At 33.9% G+C, this 8,849-nt stretch carries 8 protein-coding genes; all 8 read right to left on the minus strand.

The window, feature by feature from the left end:
• Positions 1-266: 266 nt before the first annotated feature.
• Genes cas2 through cas6 form a run of 8 tightly spaced genes read right to left on the minus strand, consistent with a single transcriptional unit; the run spans position 267 to position 8,328 of the window.
• On the minus strand, positions 267-530 hold the full coding sequence (gene cas2 / locus V7024_RS01440) for a CRISPR-associated endonuclease Cas2 (RefSeq protein ID WP_335514665.1): 264 nt from the start codon (positions 528-530) through the stop codon (positions 267-269).
• A 1-nt stretch (position 531) separates the two neighbouring features.
• On the minus strand, positions 532-1,518 hold the full coding sequence (gene cas1b / locus V7024_RS01445) for a type I-B CRISPR-associated endonuclease Cas1b (protein WP_335514668.1): 987 nt from the start codon (positions 1,516-1,518) through the stop codon (positions 532-534).
• Entirely contained in the window at positions 1,515-2,027 is a 513-nt protein-coding gene (gene cas4, locus V7024_RS01450; protein ID WP_335514671.1) for a CRISPR-associated protein Cas4, read from the minus strand. The genes cas1b and cas4 overlap by 4 nt, the downstream gene beginning before the upstream one ends.
• A 12-nt stretch (positions 2,028-2,039) precedes the next feature.
• Complete coding sequence (gene cas3, locus V7024_RS01455) at positions 2,040-4,247, minus strand: CRISPR-associated helicase Cas3' (RefSeq protein WP_335514675.1); 2,208 nt, start codon at positions 4,245-4,247, stop codon at positions 2,040-2,042.
• A 38-nt stretch (positions 4,248-4,285) separates the two neighbouring features.
• Positions 4,286-5,020 (minus strand): type I-B CRISPR-associated protein Cas5b, encoded by a 735-nt coding sequence (gene cas5b, locus V7024_RS01460; RefSeq protein WP_335514679.1) that lies wholly within the window; start codon positions 5,018-5,020, stop codon positions 4,286-4,288.
• Positions 5,021-5,025: 5 nt separating this feature from the next.
• Positions 5,026-5,910 carry a type I-B CRISPR-associated protein Cas7/Cst2/DevR gene (cas7i, locus tag V7024_RS01465; protein ID WP_335514682.1) on the minus strand — a complete coding sequence of 295 codons (885 nt, stop codon included), beginning with the start codon at positions 5,908-5,910 and terminating at the stop codon, positions 5,026-5,028.
• Positions 5,903-7,579 carry a type I-B CRISPR-associated protein Cas8b1/Cst1 gene (gene cas8a1 / locus V7024_RS01470; protein ID WP_335514685.1) on the minus strand — a complete coding sequence of 559 codons (1,677 nt, stop codon included), beginning with the start codon at positions 7,577-7,579 and terminating at the stop codon, positions 5,903-5,905. The genes cas7i and cas8a1 overlap by 8 nt, the downstream gene beginning before the upstream one ends.
• A gap of 11 nt (positions 7,580-7,590) precedes the next feature.
• Complete coding sequence (gene cas6, locus V7024_RS01475; RefSeq protein ID WP_335514687.1) at positions 7,591-8,328, minus strand: CRISPR-associated endoribonuclease Cas6; 738 nt, start codon at positions 8,326-8,328, stop codon at positions 7,591-7,593.
• Positions 8,329-8,849 lie beyond the last annotated feature (521 nt).

Consider the following 8,849-nt stretch of genomic DNA (forward strand, 5'->3'; position numbering starts at 1 on the left):
ACATAGTTAATGAATAACCTTAACATAACAGATGATTGAAGAATTAATAAAAGCATTTACATTCCACATAGTTAATGAATAACCCTACTCAAAGCATATAAAAATAGCCTTTATTATCAACGTTTTGAAGCACATATTCATTATATCATTTTCCAATTTTGCAGTGTATCCTCTATTGTGTTCTCGTATTTTCACAAAAATGGGTTTTAAAGCCTTATATATCAAGATTTCATGAGCATTCTACAAAAAATTCGATTTACTGCAAATTATAAAAACATGCTTTCAAAATCTTTTTCTACACCATAAATAGTTTTATTAATATACTTAGGATTGGCAATGCGATATACATAAATTGAGTCAACCGTCGGATTAGTCTTTGTTGCAATTTCAGCCATGCATTGCTTGAGTAAGCCTTCTGTAATTTCACCTTCAAATAATGAATTTTGCGTCCAAGTTAAATATTTTTTTAGTACTTTATGCACTTTTCCTACACGTTTCACATCTACATCATATGCTACTAATACGTACAAATTACCACCACGCTTTCAATGCTCTATAATCTTCATCATTAATTAAATGCTTGATGATTTTGTAACATTCCAAACGAATAAGAAATCTATAGGATGTTTGCCGGTTTAATTTACGATGCTTAATAGTGGTACGCATCCGATTTTCAAACTCAGTAATAAAAATCTTTCGACCTGTATCATTTAAAAAGCAAATGTTCTCTTCTACGTATTCAAAGTGCTCAAGTCGAATCATTTTTTTGTTAATCAATGTAAAAATCAAATTGTCCATTAAAAGTGGTTTGAAGATTTCTGCTAAGTCTAACGATAGAGAAAATCGACGTGATCCTGGCTCATGTAAGTAACTTATTGCAGGATTAAGCTGTGTCTTATATATTTCGGTTAGTACAGCTGTATACATTAAACTATTTCCATATGAAATCAATGCATTAATAGGATCTGTCGGAGGACGTTTCTCTCGCTTCTTAAAGTAGAAATCTGGGTTATTAATCATACTATTGAAGCTTTGATAATACGTATAACGCACTTTCCCTTCAATCCCCATCAATGTTGGAATATCTTTTGCATCAGCTACTGCTTCCTTTAAGATTAAGATTTCTGATATTAACTCACTCACTTTATCCTTATGACGTCGCATATTTCGAAGTATATGGTGAATGGCACTGTAAACAAATTGCTGGCCTATATATAATCGTTTGTTTAAATCCAACACATGTGCAGACTGTTGTACATCAACAAATCCAGAAATCTTCTTACGCCTCGGTACATAGCTTCCTGAATAATAGCCATAGTAATTATAAAAGTGTAAACTTACGTCCTTTTGATTAAGCATGTTTATAAAAGATGTATTAAAATCCATCTCCGCGAAAATATGTAAATTTTCTACTTGTTCAATCGGTACCGTTTTTTTCGTTCCATCCTCTAATAATAAATAAATTGTTGAATCTTTTCGTTGTAATCGCCCATTATTGAATAAATATAAATCTTTCACTCTTCTTCACCTACCCAACAAAAAGAATAGTATGCACATTTTGTACAATAGCGTAATTTTTCTTTTTTTGGAGGAGTCTGCTGCTGAATAATTTGTTGAATCCGCTTCAGCCATTTTGGAATTTCTAGCTTATCCTGCTCCGTTAATTCGATTTCATCTACACGTTTTTCCTTTGGATAATGGATTTTCCCTTTACGTTTAATCCCTATTTGATCTAGCACAAATAAATAATATAGTAGCTGCGCTTGGTCAGCATGTAACATTTTACTACTGGATTTTACTTCGCCTACATAATGCTCATCCATCAAATCAATTCGTATTAAATTATCTATCAGTACTTCCTTGGATTTTTTTCGTTGATAAGACGCTTCATGTAAAATTTTCCCTTGTTTTACTTTGTCATTGTCATTTTCAAATGCAATTTGATGAGCGTGTAACCATAGCTTCCGTTCACATACTTTTAAATACTGTACTTGTAAACCTGTTGCCTTTAAATCATCCCACTGCATCTCGTCACCCCTTTACATAAAATGCGCACTTTCATCAACTTTGTAAATAAGTCCCATTTCTTCCGTGTATTGAAATGCAACAACTGGATATTCTGTGTATTTATTTAGTTTAACTGAACCATCAACATATCCTTTTTTATAAGCTACCTGATACGCCCATTCTGGAATTGCAACGGTGTATTCTCGTAAAATATTCTCCCGTTCGAGTTTTGTCGTAACTTGCTCACATCTTTCGGTAAGATCCTGTTCATGCGCCCGGTAAACGTTAGATGGAATAACTGTGACATTTTGAATATCCCGTAATGTAGGTTTTTCTGTTTCTTCGTAAGGAAGTACATTTTTCAATTGCTGCAAAGTAGTATCAAACTCTTTTATGTAAACACATTCCCCACCAAGAGCCTCTCTGCTGTATATCTGATCGATAATATCCATTTTCAATGATTCGGTTAGTAACTGGTTGTCATATTTCATAAGGATATCTTTTGATTTTTCGTAAATTGTAAAATCGACCACCGATTTGCGACTCGTTGCCGAAATGCCTGATGGTAATGTTTCACCTGTAAACACATATACATTGGGATCTGACCCGTTATAATGTCTTCCACGATAAACTCGTCCCATTCGCTGAAATAATCCCGTTGCCTCTGAAAGTTCCGTTAATAAAATGTCGAAATCAATATCCACACTCGCTTCCACTAGCTGTGTGGTAATCCAAATACCTGTTTCTTTACATGTACGTTTCCCTAATTCCTTAATAGCAGCTTCTTTACTTTGACGATGCTTTTGAATAAACCGACTATGCAATAAATATGCTTCTATTCCCAGATTTTCAAAACCTTTGTACAATTCCTGTGCTTTTCCAACCGTATTCACAATAATAAGTATTTTTTGTTCGAGTGAATGGACAAGTACTTCTTCAATTGTTAAGTCACGCTCAATCATCTTCTTTACATGACGTTGCATGACCTCCCCATTATCATTTAGCTTTAAAAATGGTGTTTCTGGCCGTTTAAACGGAATATTTTCTTTATGAAGTGCCTCGATAAAAAGCGGCGGCAATGTTGCTGTCATAATGAGGAATTTTCCACCCATATCGGTTATATATTTCAGTCCCATGACGATAAATGCTACCAAGCGCGGGCTATACATTTGAATTTCATCAATAACTAATTTACTGTATGAAAAAATGGCAAGCTTCAATTCAAACCCTGGATACAGGCCAATAAAATCAATAATCTGATCAAGCGTTGTAACTGTCAGCGGCATAGAAAATTGCTTTGTATGATTCAGTGCAGATAAACTAAATTCTTGTCCTTCTGCTCGCTTGACATATTCCAAATGCGAGTCACTGTGCAATAATCCTACATCATCATAGTTATATACATCTCGAATTCGGTCATAAATCGTATTAATCGACACTTTCAATGGTAGAGTAAAAATCCCTTTGTCATCCCCTAACCAAAACAATGCACCTTCTGTCTTTCCAATACCTGTTGATGCGATAACGACATGACTATCTTGCTGATTCTCATACAAATACTGCTGTAATTCGTTTTTTCCATAACCTTCTTTTTTAAAATGTTTCTCTACTTTTTCTGTTAAATGTTTTGGCGTCACTTCGATAGCAATTCCACCACTCGCCGCGTAATCCAACTTGTTCAACAATCCTTTAATTCGTACGAAATGATACAAATGATTGCGTTCCCTTAAAAAATCTTTATCTGTAAATCTTCCATAGTCAAAGGCTGGAACATCACGAATAGTAAAGTAAGATTTTAGTAAAGACACATATTGTTGTAAATCTCGTTCAATTATTTGTTTACTAGCATTTGTATTTTGTTCATTTCGCTCATGATGATAATAGACTGCCAGCAAAAGAATCCTGACTTCATTTTTATCGAATTTTCTCATCAGATCTTTGATCGGTATATAGGCACAACTCAAATACGCATGTGGGACCTCAACTAAATCAGGTAAAATATCATACTGTCGCTCTTCTGTAGACCTTAGCTTATTTTGAAATTTTGTATTAGCTTTGCCAACGTCATGATAATAGGCAGCGTGCCATAATATTTCCCAATCCCTTTCTGTTAATGCCTCTGGATACACATTTTTAAACTCTGTATGTCTTGTTAATAACTTCTCTGTGTGCTCTTTAATCGTTTCAGCAGCACTCCTATTCGATTCCGATTTGGCAAGTAATTGTTGAAATATTTCCATCATCCCCTTTTAAAAAAGAATGGGACGAATCCCATTCTTTAAGCTAATAACAAAACAAAACCATCTTCATCAAAATATACATCGCAATATGCGTAGAGTTGATTTGTTTCAGATGCCGGAATATGATAGACATTGACTTTTTGCCATTGTCGAATCTTCTTCCCTTTGGATATCTCAACTTGTTCATATACTTTATTTAAACGATAACTGGTTCCTAATTTTTCATATATCTTTTCATCACTACTATTTTGTGGTAAATAGATGTCATAACTTACTGGCATCCCTGATTCTGTCATTTCATCTATAATTTCTATTTCTTTCACCAAATTAATTTGCAGTAGATCCTCTCGGCGACCAAGTGATAAATATTCTAACGGAGATTCAAGGGCTTTTTTAATGATGGGTACATACGCCTCATCCTCAGGTACAATATGCAGCACAAGCTCTACATCGACTAATAGCTCTGTCGTGGATACCCCACGTGTAATACCGTATGTCTTACCCTCATTCATTTCTAACTTTAACTGATGTCGCCCTTCCTCATACGAGCTACCAGCAAATTCATAACGTGTCCATAAATCATTGACCTTGGAGTGATATTTCCCTTGTATACTCACCTGCATCGGTACATAGCTCGTAAATCCACATGCAGCATGAATCATTCCAATTACAGTCGAATAGGGCGGTAAAGGATACGTTTCTTTTAGCTGAAAACTTGTCGGTTTTCTATAGTTAACTAAATTTTGATAGGCTTCAATGCGAATTCCTTTCATAATTGTCACCCGTAGTAATTCATAACAGCTACTTCAAGTGCTTTGAAAAATTCAGCCATTGGTTTTGCTTGAAGTGTTTGTTCGATTTCCTCATCATTTGCTAAAAGCCCTTTTACTAAGCCGACATGTGTCTCTTTTTGGACATGCTCGTCTAGTGCCAGCACACCTTCAATTGTGCTCACGACTAGCTTATTCTCCTTAAGCTTTAAGCGATTTTCGAAAAACGGATTCTTATAATCATAGACACCACCAATAGCAAAGATCGGTGCTAAATTTTCCCGTCTTCCTTTAATATCACGATATAAAAACTTCAATGCTTGCAATAATGCTATAACACGATCGGAACGTTCTGCTATTGGAATTTCGATATCATCGTTCACATCAATTCCAACTTTGTCTAAATCAACTGTTAGTGTGTAAGCATAGAAGGATTTATGAATCTCACTTTGCGCAATATTTCCACCTTTAATTTTATCATCCTCTTTACCTTCTGTTGCTTTATAACGATCCAGCAAGCCTTTATTTGTTAGAAATTCTAAATCTGTGTTATAACTTTCCAGCGCTATTGCATTTGATAATCTCGCTACAGCAGCACGTGTTCTTGTTGGTTTTACAGTTTTCATATAACCAAACAAGTCAATCTCTGGATAATCAGCAATTGTTGCTTCTGGATGGAATTGAAGCACGCTACCATCTGTACCGAGTGGTGTATAATTAATTCCCATTTGATCGACGATATTATAACGTAACGCTTGTCTAGAAATATATGTGTACATCTCGTGGTCACCACGAGAAAGTTTCTTTAAGGATGTTACGTTCCCAACACCTTCTCCATAATTGGCACTCTCTGCTTCAAAAATCACACTAAGTGTAAGACCCTTTTTATCCATTTATCTCATCCTCCTTATTGTCCTTTAGTTTTTCAAAACCGTGCAGTCCAATTAAAAATGCATAGCCAATCGTTTGGAACTTCTCCACATCATGTAATGCCTGTACAAAAACAGCTGGAATTGCTAGCCTTTTGTAGCTATAAGCTTGAATAAGTGTTTCCATAAACTTGTTGGCATTTTTCACCTTTAAGGCATTAAGTAAACGATACGAAATACCATTCAACTTTGATTCTTGCCCACGATATGCCTCCTTCAAATGGAAACCATAACTACGAACCTTTTTCAATTCTTCTTGTGTCATATAATGCGTCCCTCCTTTAAATCTTTCATTCGAAATATTAAGAATCTTATTGATAGATGCAATTCCTTTAAATTCACCATCTACCACTAAACGAAGTAATCGATAGAGTAAATCAGCAAAACTTTGGCCATTATACAAACGCTTGACTGTTTCCTGATAAATTTGTATATATTCGCCGTTTTCTTTGGCAAATTTTCCAACTAAAAATTGAAAATCTTGTTTACTATTCTGCATTTGTTGTGCTGTTTCTCTTGATAACATATTAAACGTATATGGTCTCGCTTCCATATTTCGGTCGTATTTCACAATTTGAATGTTATCTATTTCTAAATTTTTATGATTTTCAGCCTGTTGTACCATTACATCTAAAATCTTATAATAAGCTGTCGATTCTAATTCATCCTGTAGCAGTTCATTTTTTCCATCACGTAGAGAAATTGAATTCACAGAAATAAGTTCATCAACGGAGCGATTATTATTAATAAATAACCCTTTTCCTTTCGCTAACGTAAAACCTAACGGTACGCAACTATACACAATATTACATATCGGACAGATAAAAGTATCTCGCTGATGATCCCAATAGTGCGAAGATTTTCTCGCAGCATCTACACCAACTTTTTGCATCCAAGTTAAATCAAAAGCTTCTGCGGTTGTTTTCATTCTATTATCACAACAAGCACACGTTAATTTATTTTTAGCATATTTCTTTTCATCCTTCTTTGTTGCTAAATATGCTGATGCGGATTTAATAAAGTAATTTTCATATTCCTCATACAAATCCTTTTTGCTAGCAGTGCTATTTAATAAAGAAACGTTTGACCAGAAACCTTGAATAACTTGATAACTTAACACACGTGGTACGATGTACCGCTTCGCTTTGGGATGTTCTAAAAAAGTAATACATTCTAAAAGTTTTACAGCCATTTCCGTAACTTGCTGACGCACATCACCTACTGTTTCTTTCTTCTTTTTATTTACTTTCTTCCAAGCCTTTGCTTCCGCTTCAAAGTGATATGGAATATCTTTCAAAAACGAATAAACATTTTTATAACTATTTGATGTTATCCATCTTTTCATATTATCAATCAGTGTATTAAACTGTTCGAGCTGCTTTTCATCATCTATCCCCGCGATACACTTTTCAACAAAATCTTTGTTCGCAAGCATTTTATAATAGCTAGATTCATAGCCATAACGCTCAATTAACAACTCAAAATAATGTTCTGTAAAATTTTCTAGATTCGCTTCATCAAAAGAAATCGTTTGACCACTTCGTTCAAAATGTAGATTTGCATGTTGAAATACTCGACATAATCCTAATATTCCCGCACTGTAGACCACCTCATCAATTTGCAATTCAATCAAGTTCCCACCTCCTATTCATTAATCATTTCAATACAACCAAAGAATATAGAACGTCTAAAACCAAGACCTGCCTGCGCTAAAATATTCAAATCTTCAGGAGCACCCTCTAATAGAAAAGTCCCTTCATATGCGTTCATGTATAAAATATTTTGAGTATTTAATGAAGCAAAAGAATCATGCTTTAACTGTACAACCTTTTTATTCATAACAACTGGTGTTAAAGTAATTGGTTTATATAAAGAACGTTTTGCTACAGCTTTCATACATTCATTTGCTGCATAATTTAATTCAATTTGATAATTTCCATCATGTAAATCTAGATACTTTCCATCCTTATTTTTAATAACTATAGGCGATAAAGTTTTAAATAATACACGATTTGTTTTTGGTAATCTTTCCGGGAGCATTTTAATATGTGCTAAGGACAATTCGTAAGATTGATATTTATAATCTGTTTTCTGCACAAATCCATTGTATAGATTAAGAATCGTTTCGGCGCTGGGTGAAGAAATTGTAAGACGTACGTCTTGATGAATAATGAACTCTCCACCTTCTAAGGTGTAGTCATTCAAATAGATGGCCCCAGTGAAAGGTCGCATTTCTTTATTTGCCTGGTTTGGTGTGTACTGATACATTTCATATTGCATTTGTGAATTTGATGTTGCTAATGCCGACTTTACCAAACTAGCAAATAAAAAATGATGATGTCTCGGTAACTTTCTAGCTTTAAAAACTATGAGTAATTTCAAATCATCACCTCATTTTCGTAATATTGTCAATTTAATAGTAGTAAAATAATACCATTTAGTCGATATTAAATTTGTATTATTAAATAAGGAATAAAAAATCCCGATAGAATATTCATAAATTTATTAAACAAGAAGAATCTCTCGCCATAAAACATTAAAAACAATTTTCCTTGATTTTCAAAAAGCTATTTTTGTAGAAGTCTTCTAGCTATTTGGAAGAGCATCCAATATACTAACTATGTATGATTGTCTAGCGATAACCTTTAAACTTGGCATGATACATACATAATATTTTTAGTTGTAAATCATAAATTCCTAAACAAAGTGGAATGTAAATTATTTAATAATGACAAATTTAATTAACTATGTGGAAAGAGTAGCTATCTCGCTACAATCTTCGGTTATCATTTCTCTACTTCATTCAAATTTCCAGGTGAAAAATTTGTTTAAGTGTATCCAAGAATAATATCTAGTCTTTTGAAGAGATAATTGAATTCAAAACAAAAATAACCACCCTTATT

It is taken from the genome of Bacillus sp. JJ864 (genome assembly GCF_036963045.1).
Taxonomy (GTDB): Bacteria; Bacillota; Bacilli; order Bacillales; family Bacillaceae_G; genus Bacillus_A; species Bacillus_A pseudomycoides_C.